The organism is Halopseudomonas pelagia CL-AP6 (assembly GCF_000410875.1).
Taxonomy (GTDB): Bacteria; Pseudomonadota; Gammaproteobacteria; order Pseudomonadales; family Pseudomonadaceae; genus Halopseudomonas; species Halopseudomonas pelagia.
In genome coordinates, this window is sequence record NZ_AROI01000009.1 from 126,903 (window position 1) to 144,141 (window position 17,239).

A 17,239-nucleotide genomic window follows, 5' to 3' on the forward strand; every position below is an offset into this window, starting at 1 on the left:
GAATGGTGCAGATGCTCGATGGTTGTAGTGGGTGTTGCTGCAGGGAAGCGGCAGGTATTCTGATTATGCTTGCCGCTCAAGAAAGCAGGGCGTTCATCAATACCCGAATCTTGGTGAGGGTTTCCTGATACTCCGCTTCGGCCTGCGAGTCGGCAACGATGCCGCCACCGCCCCAGCAATACAACGCGTCGTCCTGGTGAACCAGGCTGCGAATCGCAATGTTCAGATCCATCTGCCCCTCACAGCCTAGATAGCCGATGCTGCCGCAGTACAGACTACGGCGTACCGGCTCCAGCTCTTCGATGATCTGCATGGCGCGGATTTTCGGCGCTCCGGTAATGGAGCCGCCAGGGAAGGCGCCCGCCAGTAGGTCCAGCGCGTCTTTTCCAGGAGCCAGCCGCCCGCTTACGCTGCTGACCAGGTGATGTACGTTCGGGTAGCTCTCGAGTTTGAACAGTTCCGGTACTTTTACGCTACCGGCTTGGCAGGCTCGGCTGAGATCATTGCGCAACAGGTCGACGATCATCAGGTTCTCGGCACGGTCCTTCACGCTCTCCTGCAGTTCCTGGGCCAGTAGCAGATCCTCCTCCTCAGTGCGGCCGCGGGCGCGGGTGCCCTTGATCGGGCGCGTCTCGACCACGCCCGCGGTAACGCTGAGGAAACGCTCTGGCGAGAGGCATAACAGGCTATGATCGGTGCCTTCAAGATAGGCCGCGAAGGGTACCGGGCAGGCCTTGCGTAATCGCTGATAGGCGCCGAGCGGATCGCCCTGACAGTCTGCCTTGAACCGCTGGGACAAGTTGATCTGGTAGCAGTCCCCGGCGTGGATGTACTCCTGAACGCGCTCGAAGGCGTTCTGGTACTCGTTGCGACTCTGCTCCGGCTGGAATGGGGCTGCAAGATCAAAGGGCTCGGGGGCGGGGGCGGGTGCCCTCAGGCGTTCAAGTAACGCCTGCTGTTGGTCCTGCGGCAAACTGGGATGGCATACCAGCCAGCAGAGTTGCAGGCGGTGATCACTGACGATGCTCCAGGCATAGATGCCCATCTGCAGGGACGGCAAGCGGATGTCGGCCTGGGCGGAGCTAGGCAGTGTTTCCAGGATTCGGCCAAAATCATAACTGATGTAGCCAAGCGCGCCGGCACCAAAGGGTAACTCGGCCCCTTCCGGCCAGGAAGCCGGTGCCAGCTCGTGTATCGCTGCGCGCAGGCGCTCCAGCACCCGAAGGCCGGTTTCCCCGGATTGCGGGCTAATCAGCTTTTGTGGGCCGGCTGCAAGAATGCTGTAGCGGGCGAAGCGCGGGGTGCCCGCCGCGGAATCCAGAAGAACGGGATTACCCAGGCCGCGCAGCAGCCGCAGGCGTACCACGGGATCGGCCTGGTAAGGAAGGCTGACTAGATGGTAGCACGGAGCCTCCGAGCTGCTCATGCTGCGGTGCCGGGCTCCTCGGCTGGCTTGTCCGTGAGCGATGCCGGCTGGCCAAAATGTTTCTGTGCATAAGCCACACGATCGGCAACTGATTCAGTTCGCCCGGTTTTCTTTAAGGCTGCCAGGTGGCGCTCGACCATATGGCAACGCGCTGTCAACCCCGCATCATTGGCGATCTGGATGTTCAGACCGGGGCGAGCGTTGAGCTCGAGGATCAGTGGGCCTTTTTCTTCGTCCAATACCAAATCGACGCCAATATATCCCAGGCCAGACAACTCATAGCAGGACGCGGCCAAGTTCATAAAGCCGTCCCAGTCGGGTAATTGCACGCCGTCCACTTGGTTGCTGGTGTCTGGATGCTTGGCAATTTTCTTGTTCAGCCAGGTGCCCTTGAGGGTCCGGCCAGTGGCCAGATCCACACCAACGCCAATAGCGCCCTGGTGCAGGTTGGCCTTGCCGCCGGATTGACGCGTGGGTAGACGAACCATGCCCATAACCGGGTAACCCATCAGCAGGATGAGACGAATATCTGGCACGCCTTCATAGCTGATGCTTTTGAATAGCGGATCAGGGCTGACGCGATACTCGATCAGCACCCGGTCGCGATGCCCGCCCAGCGAATACAGGCCCGACAGAATGCTGGAAATATGGTGGCCCATATCGTCGCGGCTGATGATCTTGCCCGACACTGTCTTGAACATGCCCTCAAAGCGATCGGCGACAACGATAATGCCATCACCACCCGCGCCCTGGGCCGGCTTGATCACAAAGTCACGGTGCTTTTCGATGATCGCATCGAATTTGTCGATGTCCTTTTCCGTTTCGATCACGCCGTAGAGCTCGGGTACATTAATGCCGACAGCGATGGCGCGCTCCTTGGTCAGGATTTTGTCATCCACTATCGGGTACAGATTACGCTTGTTGTACTTGAGTACGTAATCCGCGTTACGGCGATTAATGCCCATTACCCCGGCATCGCTCAGGGTTTTCCAGGTTTTCCACAAAAACATGGTGTCTCCTCAGCCCTTGGTGGTCAGTGCTTTGAAGCGCACCAGTTCGGTCAAGCGGTAACCGCGGTAGCGACCCATGGCCAGCATAAAGCCCACCAGCACTAACAGTACGGCCGGGAAGGTAAAGACGAAGTAGGCCAACTCCGGCACGCTCATCAGCAGGTGAGCCAGTGTCGCAGCGAACAGGGTGCCCAGGGCGACCTTGAACGAATGACCGCCGCCACGCTCTTCCCAGGTGATGGATAGGCGTTCAATGGTCATGGTCAGAATCACCATTGGGAACAGCGACACCGATAGGGCTTTTTCCATACCCAGTTTGTGACCCAGCAGCGTAATGCCGGCGATGACGACCACTACGAAGGTCAATACCACAGAGAGTCGGGGCAGCATCTGCAGCTTCAAATGCTCAAGATAAGATCGCAGCGACAGACCCAGCGCGGTAATCAGCGTGAACAGTACGATACCCCAGCCGATATCGGTTTCCCGAAAGGCCAGCGAGATCAGTACAGGGGTAAAGGTGCCCAGGGTCTGTATACCGATGATGTTACGCAGAATCAAAATCACCAACACCCCGATCGGGATCATGATCATGACCCGGTAAACCTGCTGCGCGTGCAGCGGCAGACCATATAGTGAATATTCCAGCAGCGCTGAGGATGTGTTGTCTGTGGTCATTTCCGCCAGACGCAGCGCATTCATTTCGCTGTTGTTCAGAGTGATGGTCACGCGGCCTTGTCGGCCACCTTCAAGGCTGAACAGCGGTGCATTGCCGCTCCACCAGATCAGACGGTTTTCCGGAATGCCCTGTTGGCCTGTCTCCGGGTGAAAGTAAAGCCAGCGCTCGCCGTTATGGCTGCGTAACCAGAGCTCCGGAGTTTGATTCGGTGTGTTTTCCAGCCGGACGGTATGCACCATTTCCAACGGGATGCGTGCATTGGACAGGAGTATATCGAGCACTCGCGCCTTACCCAGCGGCGAGGTGTCTTCGCCCAGCAGCAGCTTGACGTTGTCATCGGTGATGTCATTGACGCGGCGGATAGCTTCGCTGACGAAGGTTTCAATGTCAGCAGAGGTTTGCCGGATCGGCCGAATCAATGCGTCAGCGGCGACCTGCTCCGCTCCTTCGAGCTCAATAGGTTGACGCGGCGCGGGGGCCGGGTCTTCCGCTGGCTCTGCACTGTAACGCTGGGTCAGCACCAGGCGGTAGTACAGTGACTGGTTGCCGCTGGCGCGTCGCGCCGACCAGGTTACCCGGCGGTTGCCCTGGGCCTGGTTGATGCTGACGCCGTAATTGTTGGAGATAAAGCTTTCGTTGAGACTGATGTATTTCTGATCCAGCGGGGGAATGAACATTTGCGCCTTGATCGGCGTTCCTGCCACGGCTTGGAATTCAAGCCTGGCATCAAGGCTCCAAATGTCGTCGGTTTCATCCTGGGTGACAGGGATATCCAGTACGAAGATTTGGTAGGCGGTTATGCCCAGGCCCAGACTGACCAGGATGGCGATCAGGACTTTCAGGTGCAGATTGATCGATTGCATAGTCTTCTCAACGAGCTATAGAAATTGCTGCTTCGGCAGGCACCGCAACAACGGCAGGCGGCATCTTAGCATGGACGTCCCCCTGCCCGTAGCGCCTTTGTGATGCTTTGTTAACAGCGTAGACCAGATTGGTAATCTCGGATTGTTGACAATCTTGGTGGGTATGGCGCAAAATTTGTCCATTAAAGCCTGAAATAACGATGCTTTGTAGACAAGGTTTATGAGAATGACTGAGGTCGAACAGGATTTGCCCGCATTGACGCTTTCTGACGGCGCTTTTCAGCGTATTCAGACGGCGATCGTCAAGGGTGAGATTCAGCCAGGCACCCGCATCAGTGAGCAGTACCTGTCAACCACCTTCGGTATCGGACGAGGGCCCCTGCGCGAAGCCATACGGCGCCTCGAAGGCCGGCGGCTGGTGGTGCGCATCCCGCATGCCGGTGTGCGGGTAGTATCACTGAGCTACGCTGAGCTGATTGAGCTCTATCACGTACGCGAAGCGCTCGAAGGTATGGCCTGCCGACAGGCAGCCGAAAATATGACCGAGGCCGAAATTGCCGGTCTGCGCGAAGTGCTGGCCACCCACGAGAAGCACAGCGGACTGAAAGCCAACGAGTCTTACTACCAGCAGGAAGGTGACCTGGATATTCATTATCTGATTATCCATGGCAGCAAGAACCGCACCCTGGCCGATATGCTCTGCGGCGATCTCTACCATCTGGTACGTATGTACCGCTACCGTTTCTCCACCACGCCCAAACGCCCGCAGCAGGCGTTTGCCGAGCATCACCGCATTATTGAAGCCATCGCCGATCGCGACGGCGAACTCGCGGAAATGTTGATGCGCCGTCATATCAGCGCCTCACGCCGCAACATCGAGCGCCGCATGCAAGAGCAGAGCGATGCTTCCACTTCCTCAGGAGGGATAGTCTGATGTCAAAAACCCCGGGCCAACGTTTCCGCGATGCGGTTGCTGAAGAACATCCATTGCAGGTGGTCGGCGCGATTAACGCCAATCATGCGCTGCTAGCCAAGCGCGCCGGCTTCAAGGCCATCTACCTGTCCGGTGGTGGGGTGGCCGCAGGTTCACTCGGCTTGCCGGACCTGGGGATCACCGGTCTGGACGATGTGCTGACCGATGTATGTCGCATCACCGACGTATGCGATCTGCCGCTGCTGGTCGATGTGGATACTGGTTTTGGCTCCAGCGCCTTCAATGTGGCGCGTACGGTCAAGTCGATGATCAAATTTGGCGCTGCGGCGATGCATATCGAAGATCAGGTAGGTGCCAAGCGCTGCGGCCATCGACCCAACAAGGAGATCGTCAGTTTGCAGGAGATGGTCGATCGCATCAAAGCGGCGGTTGACGCACGTACCGATGACAGCTTTGTGATCATGGCGCGTACCGATGCCTTAGCGGTAGAGGGCCTGGAATCAGCGCTGGATCGTGCCGCCGCTTGTGTTGAAGCGGGTGCGGACATGATTTTTCCCGAAGCCATTACCGAGCTGGACATGTACAAGCTGTTCACTTCAAAGATCAAAGCGCCGATTCTGGCCAATATCACCGAGTTTGGCGCCACACCTTTATATACCACCGACGAGCTGGCTTCGGCAGATGTCTCCCTGGTGCTTTATCCGCTGTCGGCCTTCCGGGCAATGAACAAGGCCGCGGAAAATGTTTACACCGCTATTCGTCGTGATGGCACGCAGCAAAATGTCATCGACACCATGCAGACTCGTATGGAGTTGTATGATCGTATCGATTACCACGTTTTCGAGCAGAAACTCGACGCGCTCTTTGCGCAAAAGAAATCCTGATCGGGCTTGCAAGCAAGCTCGATACCAAACAAGAAGGAGAACATCATGGCTGAAGCAAAGAAATTGAGTGGCGCGGGGCTGCGTGGCCAAGTGGCTGGCAAGACGGCGCTATCCACCGTTGGGCAGACAGGCTCGGGTCTGACCTATCGCGGTTATGACGTAAAGGATCTGGCAGCTAACTGCCAGTTCGAAGAAGTGGCTTATTTGATTCTCAAGGGCGAGCTACCCAATCAGACCGAGCTGGATGCCTATAAGCGCAAGCTCAAAGGGCTGCGCAGCTTGCCCCAGGCGCTGAAAGAAGTGCTCGAACGCATTCCTAAAGAAGCGCATCCGATGGATGTGATGCGCACTGGCTGCTCGATGCTCGGCAACCTGGAAACAGAGCAAGACTTCAGTCAACAGCAGGACACCACTGACCGCTTGCTTGCTGTTTTCCCGTCCATCATCTGCTACTGGTATCGCTTCAGCCACGACGGTCTGCGCATCGACGAGAATACCGATGATGAGTCGGTCGGCGCGCATTTCCTGCACATGCTGCGCGGCGAGAAGCCCAACAGCCTGCATGAACAAACCATGAACGTGTCGCTGATTCTGTATGCCGAACACGAGTTCAACGCCTCGACCTTCACCGCCCGCGTTTGCGCCTCGACCCTGTCGGATATGCACAGCTGTGTCACCGCTGCGATTGGTTCGCTGCGTGGCCCGCTGCACGGCGGCGCCAATGAAGCCGCGATGGACATGATCGAGCGCTTTACCAGTGCCGATCACGCCGAACAGGAAATGTTCGGCATGCTCGAACGCAAGGAAAAGATCATGGGCTTTGGCCACGCTATCTATAGCACTAACGATCCGCGCAACGAGATCATCAAGCAATGGTCCGAGAAGCTGGCTAAGGACGTAGGCGATACCGTGCTCTACCCAGTGTCGGTGCGTTGTGAGGAAGTAATGTGGCGCGAGAAAAAGCTGTTCTGCAACGCTGATTTCTTCCACGCCTCGGCGTACCATTTCATGGGTATTCCGACCAAGCTGTTTACGCCAATCTTTGTCATGAGCCGCCTGACGGGCTGGGCTGCACACGTCATGGAGCAGCGGGCGGACAACCGCATTATTCGGCCGAGTGCTGAATATGTTGGTGTCGCGCCGCGTACTGTGACGGCTATAGATAAGCGCTGAAAAGTGCACTGAGGAAGTACTGACTTAACGCAGAAGCTGCAAGGTCGACCCTCAATGCGGCCAACACTCGAGGCCGTTAGTCAGTACTTCCGGGTTCTGGAGTTCCGAAGCCGGCTCCAGCTACTGATTACCTGATGAGTCCTGAAACCATGAATACCCAATACCGCAAGTCTTTGCCCGGCACGCAACTGGACTACTTCGACACCCGCGAAGCCGTCGATGCTATCCAGCCAGGCGCGTACGACAAACTACCCTACACCTCGCGCATTCACGCCGAGAACCTGGTGCGCCGCTGTGATCCGGCGATGCTTACCGAGTCGCTCAAGCAGTTTATCGAACGCCGGCGTGATCTGGATTTTCCCTGGTTTCCGGCTCGTGTAGTGTGTCATGACATTCTCGGCCAGACCGCGCTGGTCGATCTGGCTGGCCTGCGCGATGCCATTGCCGAGAAGGGAGGTGATCCGGCCAAGGTCAATCCAGTGGTGCCCACTCAGTTGATTGTCGACCATTCACTGGCCGTCGAACATGCGGGCTTTGAGAAGGATGCCTTTGAGAAGAACCGCGCCATTGAAGATCGCCGCAACGATGACCGTTTCCACTTTATCAACTGGACCAAGACCGCGTTCAAGAACGTCGACGTGATCCCGCCCGGCAACGGCATCATGCACCAGATCAATCTGGAGAAAATGTCGCCGGTGGTTCAGGTAGTTGATGGTGTCGCCTTCCCGGATACCTGTGTCGGCACCGACAGCCATACGCCAATGGTCGACGCGTTGGGCGTGATCTCGGTCGGTGTTGGTGGACTGGAAGCCGAAAGCGTCATGCTCGGCCGCGCCTCCTGGATGCGCCTGCCGGATATCATTGGCGTTGAGCTGACCGGCAAGTTGCAGCCGGGCATCACCAGTACCGATCTGGTACTGGCGCTGACCGCCTTCCTGCGTAAGGAGCGAGTAGTCGGTGCCTATCTGGAGTTTTACGGCGAGGGTGCGTCGAACCTGACCGTGGGTGACCGCGCAACCATTTCCAACATGACGCCCGAATACGGCGCCACTGCCGCGATGTTCTATATCGATGAACAGACCATCGAGTATCTCAAGCTGACCGGCCGTGAAGACGAGCAGGTCAAGCTGGTTGAGCAATATGCGCGGGAAACGGGTTTGTGGGCAGATACCCTGACCAGTGCCGAGTACGAGCGGGTGCTCCACTTCGATCTTTCCAGCGTGCCGCGAACCCTGGCAGGCCCGTCCAACCCGCATGCGTTATTGCCGACCTCTGAGTTGGCGGCGCGCGGGATCAGCGGTGTGGTAGAGAACGAAGCCGGCAAGATGCCCGATGGCGCGGTGATCATCGCGGCTATTACCAGCTGCACCAACACCAGCAACCCGCGCAACATGATTGCCGCAGGGCTGATTGCGCGTAACGCCAACAAGCTGGGTCTGACCCGTAAGCCCTGGGTAAAGACCTCGCTGGCACCGGGCTCGAAGACAGTCAAGATGTACCTGGAAGAAGCCAATCTGCTCGGTGAGCTGGAGAATCTCGGCTTTGGCGTCGTGGCCTTTGCCTGCACCACCTGCAACGGTATGAGCGGGGCGCTGGACCCGGTGATCCAGCAGGAAGTGGTCGAGCGTGATCTGTATGCTACTGCCGTGCTCTCGGGTAACCGCAACTTTGATGGTCGTATTCACCCCTATGCCAAGCAGGCGTTTCTGGCCTCGCCACCGTTGGTGGTGGCCTACGCGATCGCCGGTACCATTCGCTTCGATATCGAGAAGGATGTGTTGGGCCATGATCAGCAGGGCAAGCCCATTACCCTCAAGGACATCTGGCCCAGCGACGAGGAGATCAGCGCCATCGTCAAGGCCAGCGTCAAGCCGGAGCAGTACCGCGAAGTCTATATACCCATGTTCGACATTACTCGCGAAGCGCAGAACATCAATCCGCTGTACGAGTGGCGCCCACAGAGTACCTATATCCGCCGCCCGCCATACTGGGAAGGTGCGCTGGCTGGCGAGCGCTCGCTCAAAGGTATGCGTCCGCTGGCAGTACTGGGTGACAACATCACTACCGACCACCTGTCACCGTCCAACGCCATCATGCTTGATAGCGCCGCCGGTGCTTATTTGCACAAGATGGGCGTGCCGGAAGTCGACTTCAATTCTTACGCAACCCACCGCGGCGATCACCTGACCGCCCAGCGCGCGACTTTCGCCAATCCCAAATTGCTCAATGAAATGGTGCTGGAAAACGGCCAGATCAAGCAGGGCTCACTGGCGCGGATCGAGCCGGAAGGCACAGTGACGCGGATGTGGGAAGCAATTGAAACCTATATGCAGCGCAAGCAGCCGCTGATCATTATTGCTGGCGCCGATTACGGTCAGGGTTCGTCCCGCGACTGGGCGGCCAAGGGTGTGCGCCTGGCGGGTGTGGAGGCGATTGCGGCCGAAGGCTTTGAGCGTATTCACCGCACTAACCTGCTGGGTATGGGTGTGTTGCCGCTGGAGTTTCAGGCTGGTACGACGCGCAAGACGTTAGGAATAGATGGCACCGAAACCTTCGACGTGACTGGTGACATCAAGCCGCGCAGCACCATGACGCTGGTGATCCACCGCAAGAATGGCGAGCGCATGGAAGTGCCGGTTACCTGCCGTCTGGACACCCAGGAAGAAGTGTCGATCTTTGATGCTGGTGGCATATTGCAGCGCTTTGCCCAGGATTTTCTAGAGGCAGAGCCAGCGGCCTGAGTTTCGTTTTGTCAGGATGCGCAAAATGCGCGTGGGGTCGCGCGGCGCCCCACCGTACTCAATTAAACACTGTTTTTGACGGAGCATTAAATGACTCAGATCTCTGCTCATCCGCCCCAGATCAAGATACCCGCCACCTATATGCGTGGCGGCACCAGTAAAGGCGTATTTTTCCGCCTGCAAGATCTTCCCAGCGTCGCGCAGGTGCCGGGTAAAGCCAGAGATGATTTGCTGCTACGCGTAATCGGCAGCCCCGACCCCTACGGCAAGCAGACCGACGGCATGGGCGGTGCGACATCCAGTACCAGCAAGACGGTTATTCTGGCGAAAAGCACGCAGCCCGAGCACGACGTGGACTATCTGTTCGGTCAGGTCTCGATCGACACCGCTTTCGTGGATTGGAGCGGCAATTGCGGCAATCTGTCTGCTGCGGTGGGCGCTTTTGCTATCGCTGGTCGTCTGGTGGATGCTGAGCGAGTACCGCAAGATGGCATTGCCGTAGTACGTATCTGGCAGAGCAATATCGGCAAAACTATCATCGCCCACGTGCCGATGACCGACGGTGAAGTGCAGGAAACCGGTGATTTCGAACTGGACGGCGTGACCTTTCCCGCTGCGGAAGTGCAGGTCGAGTTTCTCGATCCGGCTGATGACGGTGATGGAGAAGGCGGCGGGGCGATGTTCCCGACCGGCAATCTGGTCGATGAGCTGGATGTGCCTGGTGTTGGCAAGCTACAGGCAACCATGATTAATGCCGGCATTCCGACGATATTTATCAACGCGCAAGACATCGGGTATAACGGCACCGAACTGCAGGAAGCCATCAACGGCGACCCTGCAGCGCTGGTGAAATTTGAAACCATCCGCGCCCATGGCGCGGTGCGCATGGGTTTGATCAAGCATGTGGATGAAGCGGCCAGCCGGCAACATACGCCTAAAGTGGCGTTCGTTGCCAAGCCGGCCGATTATGTGTCCTCCAGCGGCAAGCAGGTAAAAGCCGCTGACACTGATCTGCTGGTGCGTGCGCTATCCATGGGCAAGCTGCATCACGCGATGATGGGTACGGCGGCTGTTGCCATTGGCACTGCCGCGGCGATACCGGGCACGCTGGTCAATCTGGCTGCCGGTGGCGGAAATCGAACAGCGGTAGTCTTCGGTCACCCTTCAGGCACCTTGCGCGTTGGGGCCGAGGCCAAGCAGGTTAACGGCGAGTGGACGGTCAAAAAGGCCGTTATGAGTCGCAGTGCGCGGGTGCTGATGGAGGGTTGGGTTCGGGTACCTTCCGACTGCTTCTAGGGACGCAGCCGAAAGCTGTAAGCTACAAGCTACAAGTTAAAGGCGGCAGGGTGCTATGGTTGGATTTTGCTTGCCGCTTATAGCTTGAAACTTGCGGCTGCCTTGCGAGGAGTGTAGGAATGAATCTGGATCTTTCGGGCAAGCGTGCCCTGGTGTGTGGCGCGAGTCAGGGCTTGGGCGAGGCCTGTGCGCGGCAATTAGCAGAGCAGGGCGCCGAGGTCATTTTGCTGGCGCGCAGTGAAGCCAATTTGCACGCGGTAAAGCAAAGTCTGTCGGTAGCTCGGAGCCAGCAGCACAGTGTCATTGCGGTGGATGCCTCTGATGTGGCTACGCTCAGTGCGGCGGTGGCGGCCGAGCTACAGCGCGGTGGTCCTGTGCATATATGGCTCAATAATACCGGTGGTCCTGCTCCAGGCCCAGCCCACGCGGCCGAGCCGGGCGCCTATGCGCTGGCGTTCAATCAGCATCTGGTCAGTGCCCAGCACCTGCTGCAGCTACTGTTGCCGGGAATGCGTGAGGCCGGTTATGGGCGCATTCTCAATGTACTGTCGACGTCAGTTAAAACGCCAATTGCCAATCTTGGCGTGTCCAACAGCATTCGTGCGGCAATGGCTAACTGGGCAAAAACCTTGGCGGGGGAGTTGGGCAGTCAGGGCATTACCGTCAACAACGTGCTGCCAGGCTTGACCAAAACCGCACGGCTGGACAGTCTTGTCGGGCATATCGCCCAGTCCAGTGGCCGCAGTCTTGAGCAGGTGACAGAGGGGATGATGGCGGGTATTCCGGTCCGGCGTTTCGCCGAACCGGAAGAGTTTGCCAATGCGGTAGGTTTTCTCGCTTCGCCAGCTGCAGCCTATATCAACGGCATTAATCTGCCGGTGGATGGCGGCAGCACCGCCAGTCTGTAGCGTGCAGCTGCTAGGGCAGCTTCAGGGATGCAGGTGCTCGCAGGCGTAGAGGGTATTTTCCAGCAGGCAGGCGCGGGTCATCGGGCCTACGCCGCCAGGTACCGGAGTTATCCAGCTGGCACGTTCTGCGGCTGGGGCAAATTCCACATCGCCAGTCAGGCGGCCGTCATCGGTACGGTTGATCCCCACGTCCACCACAATAGCCCCTGGCTTGACCCACTCACCCTTGACGATGCCGGGTTTGCCCACCGCGACCACCAGCAGATCGGCACGGCCTACATGCTCAGCGAGATCTTTGGTAAAGCGGTGGGCTACCGTCGTTGTGCAGCCGCCAAGCAGTAATTCCAGCGCCATGGGGCGTCCAACAATATTGGACGCGCCAACCACCAGCGCATTCATGCCGTAAAGGTCCGCGCCGGTACTTTGCAGCAGGCGCATGACACCAAAGGGCGTACACGGCCGCAGCAGCGGCATACGCTGAGCCAGGCGGCCAATGTTGAACGGGTGGAAACCATCCACGTCCTTGTCCGGGCGAATGCGCTCAAGCAGTAGCGATGCATCCAGATGGGCCGGCAAGGGTAGTTGGACCAGGATGCCGTCAATGGTTGGATCGTCATTGAGGCTGTCGATCAGTTCCAGCAGCGTCTGTTGCTCAGTCTCGGCGGGCAGATCATAAGAGTGGGAAACAAAGCCCACTTCTTCGCAATCCTTGCGCTTGTGGCTGACATACACCTGGGAGGCAGGGTCCTGCCCCACAAGGATGACGGCCAGGCCGGGAAGCCGGAGGCCCTGCTCTCGGCGTTCGGTGACTTTCAGGGCTATATTCTGTCGAATGGAGGCAGCGATCTGCTTACCGTCGATGAGTTTGGCGTTCATGGGCTTCCTGACACAAACAAAATTGTGGCGCGATTGTCGCACGGGAGGGCCTAGCGGCAAAAGACTGTTATGCAGGGGCAGCCTCATGTTCTAGTGTGGCGAGCATAAGCTGCTAAAATAATTAAAAAAATCGACGCACAAACGTTGACGTGGGGAAGGTGGCTGAGTATTATTCGCCCCGCTTCACAAACACAGCGAAAGCGGTTTGGAAGGCGACCAGGCTCCTCCATATTGCTGGCTTTAAGCTGCTGATGTGGGCATGCTCAGTGATCCCATAGGGGTCCTGGACGGTGCACAAGGCGCCCGTAGCTCAGCTGGATAGAGCACCCGCCTTCTAAGCGGGTGGCCGCAGGTTCGAGTCCTGCCGGGCGTACCATCGCACTGCGGTCTGGATGCTTGAAGCGAGCAGTAAAAGAAGTAAAGAAGTAATGGTGGGCGTAGCTCAGTTGGTAGAGCACAGGATTGTGACTCCTGGTGTCGTGGGTTCGAAACCCATCGTCCACCCCATTTTCTAAAACGCCAGGCCCCGGCCTGGCGTTGTTGTTTGAAGCCTTGTTATGCGGACGTGGTGGAATTGGTAGACACACCAGATTTAGGTTCTGGCGCCGAGAGGTGTGAGAGTTCGAGTCTCTCCGTCCGCACCATCTTTTGTTTTTTCTTGCTCATGGGCCGCCTGGCCCTGGCTCGGTCGGACCCGGCACAGCCCATTCGATCGCACGCGGCCCAGCAGGACCCGGTTTTATATCCCCCAGCGGCTTGATGATGACTTCTCTTGCTGAAGAGATTAGAATATCGGCCTTTTACCAGACACTCCATTTAATTCAGACCCGTTCAACGAGGACTCTCCATGCAAGTTTCGGTAGAAACCATCTCCGGCCTTGAGCGCCGCATGACCGTAGGCATTCCTGCTGATCGCTTCGAATCAGAGGTCAACAAGCGCCTGCAACAGACGGCCAGCCGCGCCAAAGTTGATGGGTTTCGTCCCGGCAAGGTGCCGATGAGCGTTATTCGTAAGCGTTTTGGTGGCTCCGCCCGTCAGGAAGTCATGGGTGAGATGATTCAGTCTTCTTTCTATGAAGCTGTCGTGCAGGAAAAACTAAACCCTGCCGGCATGCCTAGCGTTGAGCCTAAAGAGCTGAGCGAAGGTAAGGATTTTGAATACATCGCTACGTTTGAAGTGTACCCGGAAATAACCCTGGGTGACTTCAGTGCCATTGAGGTTGAGCGCGTCGACTCCGAAGTCACCGACGCTGACCTGGATAAAATGCTTGAAATTCTGCGTGGCCAGAACAAGCGCTTCGACGAAGTCGCTCGTGCTGCCGAGAACGGCGACCAGTTGAAGGTTGATTTCGTTGGTAAGGTTGACGGCGAACCCTTCCAGGGCGGCACTGCCAGCAACACCCAGATCGAATTGGGTTCGGGCCGCATGATTCCCGGCTTTGAAGACGGCTTGGTTGGTGCCAAGGCGGGCGATTCGGTGGTTCTCAAGGTGACTTTCCCCGAGGATTACCAGAATCTGGAACTGGCTGGCAAGGCCGCTGAGTTCGATGTCATTGTGCACAGCGTGTCGGCTGCTGTTTTGCCTGAGCTGGACGATGAGTTCTTCGCCAAGTTTGGCGTGGAAGAGGGCGGCATTGAGGCTTTCCGCTCCGAAGTACGCAAGAATATGGAGCGTGAGCTGCGTCAGGCGATCAAAACCAAGGTCAAGACCCAGGTTATGGATGGTCTGTTGGCAACCAACAGCATCGACGTACCCAAGGCGCTGGTCGCCACTGAAATCGATCGTTTGCGTGAGCAGGCGGTTCAGCAATTCGGCGGCGCCAATATCAAGCCTGAGCAACTGCCTGCCGAACTCTTTGAAGAGCAAGCCAAGCGTCGCGTCAGCCTTGGCCTGATTGTTGCCGAAGTGGTCAAGCAGAACGAAATCAAGCCAGACAATGACCGTGTACGTGCCATGGTCGAAGATCTCGCCTCGGCCTATCAGGAGCCGGAGCAGGTCATCAACTGGTACTACCAGAATGAGCAACAATTAGCAGAAATTCAGTCGGTTGTGCTGGAAGAGCAAGTGGTGGATACTGTTTTGCAGAAGGCTCAGGTAACCGAAAAAACGGTTCCTTATGAGGATGCTGTAAAGCCCGCCCAACCAGCTCAGAACCTAGAAGCTGACCAGGCTGAGGCCAGCGCTGACGAGTAAGATCGTCATCCACTCAAAGCAATGCGTGAGCCAGCCATAGTGCTGGCTTTCGTTTTTTCGCTAAAGGCTCAATCGGAGTGATACTAATCCATGACGCATAACAGCTTCAGTCAGTTTCCGCCGGGTATTCAAGCCGCAGGTGGCCTGGTTCCCATGGTTGTCGAGCAGTCCGCCCGGGGCGAACGCTCCTACGATATCTACTCGCGTCTGCTCAAGGAACGCGTGATCTTTCTGGTCGGCCAGGTTGAAGACTATATGGCCAACCTGGTTGTGGCGCAGTTGTTGTTCCTGGAGTCGGAGAATCCTGATAAGGATATCCACCTGTATATCAACTCGCCTGGCGGGTCGGTTACGGCTGGTATGGCGATTTACGACACCATGCAATTCATCAAGCCTAATGTCAGCACCCTGTGCATCGGTCAGGCCTGTAGCATGGGCTCGTTCCTGTTGGCTGGTGGTGAGGCCGGCAAGCGCTTTGCGTTGCCGCATGCCCGCATGATGATTCACCAACCACTGGGTGGCTTTCAGGGTCAGGCATCGGATTTCGAGATCCATGCGCGGGAAATTCTCAATATCAGAGAAAAACTCAACGCCATTCTCGCACATCACACCGGCCAGACGCTGGATGTGATCGCTCGTGATACTGATCGTGACCGTTTCATGAGTGCCAGCGAATCTGTCGAATACGGTTTGATCGACAAGGTGCTAGATCGCCGAGTCGTAGCCGAATAAAGCGCGGCTGAAGCACGTTCAACTGAACGGGCTCGGTTTTACCGGGCCTAACTTACCTGCAGGCCTGTTGGGCTCGCGGGCATGCATTGACAGGTTCATGCTTGCAAAGAGGCGTTATTGCCTGCATCTTTGTGGATAAGTGTGAACGTAAGTAGGGGTTTTAAATGACCGATATAACTGGGAAGGGTGACGACAACGGCAAGCTGCTGTATTGCTCCTTCTGCGGCAAGAGCCAGCATGAAGTGCGCAAGCTGATTGCCGGCCCCTCCGTATTTATCTGTGATGAATGCGTAGATCTGTGTAACGACATCATCCGTGAAGAAGTGCAGGAGAGTCAGTCCGAGAGTGCTGGCCAGAAGTTGCCTTCGCCAAAGGAAATCTGCGGCATTCTTGATCAATACGTGATCGGCCAGGAACGCGCGAAAAAAGTGCTTTCGGTAGCGGTATATAACCACTACAAGCGCTTGAACCAGCGTGAAGGCAAAGATGACGTCGAGCTGGGCAAGAGCAATATTCTGATGATCGGGCCGACTGGCTCGGGTAAGACGCTGCTGGCAGAAACACTCGCACGCTTGCTCAATGTACCATTCACTATTGCTGACGCGACCACGCTGACCGAAGCGGGCTATGTCGGTGAGGACGTCGAGAACATCATTCAGAAGTTGCTGCAGAAGTGCGATTACGATGTCGAGAAGGCCCAGATGGGTATTGTTTACATCGATGAGATCGACAAGATTTCACGCAAATCGGACAACCCCTCGATCACGCGTGACGTGTCCGGTGAAGGCGTGCAGCAGGCGCTGCTGAAGCTGATTGAAGGGACCGTTGCTTCCGTTCCGCCGCAGGGTGGCCGCAAGCATCCGCAGCAAGAGTTCCTGCAGGTAGATACACGTAATATTCTGTTTATCTGCGGTGGCGCTTTCTCTGGTTTGGAAAAGGTCATACGTGATCGTTCGGAAAAGAGCGGTATCGGCTTCAATGCCGCCGTGCGTAGTCAGGATGTAGGCAAGAAAGTCGGGCAAACGCTGAAGGGTGTTGAGCCGGACGATCTGGTGCGCTTTGGTCTGATCCCCGAGTTCGTTGGTCGGTTGCCGGTGATCGCTACGCTGGATGAGCTGGATGAAGCGGCGCTGATTCAGATTCTGACCGAACCCAAGAATGCACTGACCAAGCAATATGCACGGCTGTTTGAAATGGAAGATGTGGAACTCGAGTTTCGCCCCGATGCGCTGACGGCTATTGCCAGCCGCGCTTTGGAACGCAAGACCGGTGCCCGCGGTTTGCGCTCCATTTTGGAGAACGTACTGTTGGAAACCATGTACGAGATTCCTTCTGCCGAGCATGTCAGTAAAGTGGTGATCGATGAAAACGTTATCAGTGGCGACGCCAAACCCTTGCTGATTTACGAATCAGTCGAGAAGCCGTCCAAGGCTATGCCGGAGGATTAATTCCGGCAAGTACGACGCCCGGCGTGCGACGCCCGACGCCCGGTAGTTCATCAGAACGCCGGGCGTTTTTATTGGTAC

13 protein-coding genes and 3 tRNA genes are annotated in these 17,239 nt (G+C 57.1%); 12 read left to right on the plus strand and 4 right to left on the minus strand.

All coding sequences use genetic code 11. From position 1 onward, the window contains the following. Window positions 1-76: 76 nt before the first annotated feature. From pabB to rloB, 3 genes are read right to left on the minus strand one after another with little or no spacing between them, the layout of a single operon-like run. Window positions 77-1,426 (minus strand): aminodeoxychorismate synthase component I, encoded by a 1,350-nt coding sequence (gene pabB, locus K787_RS0108110; RefSeq protein ID WP_022962296.1) that lies wholly within the window; start codon window positions 1,424-1,426, stop codon window positions 77-79. Further along, complete coding sequence (locus K787_RS22580) at window positions 1,423-2,436, minus strand: alpha-L-glutamate ligase-like protein (protein ID WP_022962297.1); 1,014 nt, start codon at window positions 2,434-2,436, stop codon at window positions 1,423-1,425. The genes pabB and K787_RS22580 overlap by 4 nt, the downstream gene beginning before the upstream one ends. A 9-nt stretch (window positions 2,437-2,445) precedes the next feature. After that, the gene (gene rloB / locus K787_RS0108120) at window positions 2,446-3,975 is read right to left on the minus strand and encodes an osmotic stress tolerance membrane protein RloB (RefSeq protein WP_022962298.1); all 1,530 of its coding nucleotides are present in this window, start codon (window positions 3,973-3,975) and stop codon (window positions 2,446-2,448) included. 226 nt (window positions 3,976-4,201) lie between these two features. On the opposite strand from rloB, the gene K787_RS0108125 reads away from it, so the two are divergent. The 6 genes from K787_RS0108125 to K787_RS0108150 all read left to right on the plus strand — a co-directional run bounded on the left by K787_RS0108125 (window position 4,202) and on the right by K787_RS0108150 (window position 11,911). Then, window positions 4,202-4,909, plus strand: coding sequence for a GntR family transcriptional regulator (locus tag K787_RS0108125; RefSeq protein ID WP_022962299.1), 708 nt, complete (start codon window positions 4,202-4,204; stop codon window positions 4,907-4,909). Next, on the plus strand, window positions 4,909-5,793 hold the full coding sequence (gene prpB / locus K787_RS0108130) for a methylisocitrate lyase (protein ID WP_022962300.1): 885 nt from the start codon (window positions 4,909-4,911) through the stop codon (window positions 5,791-5,793). The genes K787_RS0108125 and prpB overlap by 1 nt, the downstream gene beginning before the upstream one ends. A gap of 45 nt (window positions 5,794-5,838) precedes the next feature. Continuing rightward, a complete protein-coding gene (gene prpC / locus K787_RS0108135) occupies window positions 5,839-6,966 on the plus strand; it encodes a bifunctional 2-methylcitrate synthase/citrate synthase (RefSeq protein ID WP_022962301.1) in 1,128 nt (375 codons plus the stop codon). Between the two features lie 149 nt (window positions 6,967-7,115). Continuing rightward, a complete protein-coding gene (acnD, locus tag K787_RS0108140; protein ID WP_028614735.1) occupies window positions 7,116-9,707 on the plus strand; it encodes a Fe/S-dependent 2-methylisocitrate dehydratase AcnD in 2,592 nt (863 codons plus the stop codon). A gap of 90 nt (window positions 9,708-9,797) precedes the next feature. After that, window positions 9,798-11,003 (plus strand): 2-methylaconitate cis-trans isomerase PrpF, encoded by a 1,206-nt coding sequence (gene prpF / locus K787_RS0108145; RefSeq protein WP_022962303.1) that lies wholly within the window; start codon window positions 9,798-9,800, stop codon window positions 11,001-11,003. A gap of 119 nt (window positions 11,004-11,122) precedes the next feature. Further along, complete coding sequence (locus K787_RS0108150) at window positions 11,123-11,911, plus strand: SDR family oxidoreductase (RefSeq protein ID WP_022962304.1); 789 nt, start codon at window positions 11,123-11,125, stop codon at window positions 11,909-11,911. A 21-nt stretch (window positions 11,912-11,932) separates the two neighbouring features. Here the strand turns inward: K787_RS0108150 and folD are convergent, their stop codons facing one another. Continuing rightward, a complete protein-coding gene (gene folD / locus K787_RS0108155) occupies window positions 11,933-12,787 on the minus strand; it encodes a bifunctional methylenetetrahydrofolate dehydrogenase/methenyltetrahydrofolate cyclohydrolase FolD (protein ID WP_022962305.1) in 855 nt (284 codons plus the stop codon). A 299-nt stretch (window positions 12,788-13,086) separates the two neighbouring features. On the opposite strand from folD, the gene K787_RS0108160 reads away from it, so the two are divergent. The 6 genes from K787_RS0108160 (at window position 13,087) to clpX (ending at window position 17,161) form a co-directional block, all read left to right on the plus strand. Further along, window positions 13,087-13,163 (plus strand) — tRNA-Arg (locus K787_RS0108160). A gap of 55 nt (window positions 13,164-13,218) precedes the next feature. Next, a tRNA-His gene (locus K787_RS0108165) sits at window positions 13,219-13,294 on the plus strand. A 52-nt stretch (window positions 13,295-13,346) separates the two neighbouring features. After that, window positions 13,347-13,431, plus strand: a tRNA-Leu gene (locus tag K787_RS0108170). Window positions 13,432-13,634: 203 nt separating this feature from the next. Next, complete coding sequence (gene tig / locus K787_RS0108175) at window positions 13,635-14,981, plus strand: trigger factor (RefSeq protein WP_022962306.1); 1,347 nt, start codon at window positions 13,635-13,637, stop codon at window positions 14,979-14,981. Window positions 14,982-15,071: 90 nt separating this feature from the next. After that, window positions 15,072-15,713 carry an ATP-dependent Clp endopeptidase proteolytic subunit ClpP gene (gene clpP, locus K787_RS0108180; RefSeq protein WP_022962307.1) on the plus strand — a complete coding sequence of 214 codons (642 nt, stop codon included), beginning with the start codon at window positions 15,072-15,074 and terminating at the stop codon, window positions 15,711-15,713. A 164-nt stretch (window positions 15,714-15,877) separates the two neighbouring features. After that, window positions 15,878-17,161: an ATP-dependent Clp protease ATP-binding subunit ClpX gene (gene clpX / locus K787_RS0108185; protein ID WP_022962308.1), complete on the plus strand. Its 1,284-nt coding sequence runs from the start codon at window positions 15,878-15,880 to the stop codon at window positions 17,159-17,161. The last annotated feature ends 78 nt before the right edge of the window (window positions 17,162-17,239 follow it).